Origin of the sequence: Bradyrhizobium sp., assembly GCF_016462955.1 — a bacterium.
GTDB lineage: Bacteria > Pseudomonadota > Alphaproteobacteria > Rhizobiales > Xanthobacteraceae > Bradyrhizobium.
Genome location: NZ_JAEMSD010000096.1, coordinates 15,377 through 16,763 on the forward strand (window position 1 = coordinate 15,377; position 1,387 = coordinate 16,763).

General features: G+C 65.3%; 1 protein-coding gene and 1 pseudogene. Both read left to right on the top strand.

The genetic code is table 11. The features are described 5' to 3' along the window. A partial coding sequence (locus JHD07_RS12980) for a zinc-dependent alcohol dehydrogenase (protein ID WP_291622638.1) occupies nt 1-1,037 on the top strand: 1,037 nt, incomplete at its 5' end. A gap of 12 nt (nt 1,038-1,049) precedes the next feature. Beyond that, nucleotides 1,050-1,387 (top strand): annotated as a pseudogene (locus tag JHD07_RS12985) (hypothetical protein); the annotation flags it as partial.

Here is a 1,387-nt window from a genome sequence, read left to right on the forward strand (position 1 = left end):
ACTTCATCCCGGGCATGCTGCCCGGTGACATCATGGGCCACGAGACCATGGGCGAAGTGGTCGAGGTCGGCTCCGGCGTCAACGGCAAGCTGAAGAAAGGCGACCGCGTCGTCGTGCCCTTCACCATCATTTGCGGCGAATGCGACCAGTGCAAGCGCGGCAATTTCTCGGTGTGCGAGACCACCAACCGCAAGCGCCATCTGGCCGACAAGGTGTTCGGACACGCGACCGCGGGCCTGTTCGGCTACACGCATCTGACCGGCGGCTATCCCGGCGGCCAGGCCGAATATTTGCGCGTGCCGTTTGCCGATGCGACGCACATCAAGGTGCCCGCAGGCATCCCGGACGAACAATTGCTGTTCCTCAGCGACATCTTCCCCACCGGCTGGCAGGCCGCCGCGCAATGCGACATCGAGCCGACCGACACGGTCGCGATCTGGGGCTGCGGCCCGGTCGGGCAGATGGCGATCCGCAGCGCGATCCTGCTCGGCGCCAACCAGGTGATCGCGATCGACTGCCTGCCCGATCGGCTCAGCATGGCCGAAGCCGGCGGCGCCACCACGATCAATTTCGAAACCGAGAGCGTCGTCGAGCGGCTCAACGAGCTGACCGACGGCAAGGGCCCGGAAAAATGCATCGACTGCGTCGGGATGGAGTCGCATGTGATGGCCTCGCTGCCCGACACGCTGCTCGACCGCGCCAAGCAGATGGTGATGGCAGAGAGCGACCGGCCGCACGTGCTGCGCGAGATGATTTACGTCTGCCGTCCCGGCGGCATCATATCCGTGCCGGGCGTGTACAGCGGCCTGTCCGACATGCTGCCCATGGGCGCCTTCATGAACAAGGGCCTGACGATGCGCACCGGCCAGACCCACGTCAACCGCTGGACCGACGACCTGCTCCGCCGCATCGAAGAGGGCGAGATCGACCCGTCCTTTGTCATCACCCACACCGTCCCGCTCGAAAAGGGACCGGAGATGTATCAGACGTTTCGCGACAAGCGAGAGTCCTGCGTTAAGGTCGTGCTGAAGCCCTGAAGGAGCAGATCCATGTTTCATTTCTCCAACATCGTTCGCACCAAGGGCGACCCGAAGATCGTCGAGGCCGGCCCGAGCCTGAAGCAGCCGGCCGATCAGCTCGCGCGCGCGCTCGGCTGGTTCAGCATCGGACTTGGCGTCGTCGAACTGTTCGCGCCGAGGCGCGTGACGGAAACGCTGGGCATGGAAGGCCACGAGACGATGGTGCGCGCCTTCGGCGTGCGCGAGATCATGTCCGGCATCATGTCCCTGTCGGTCGACAAGAACGCCGGCCTGTGGGCCCGCGTCGGCGGCGACGGACTCGATGCCGCCGCGCTGCTGTCGGGGCTGACGCCCGACAACCCCAAGAA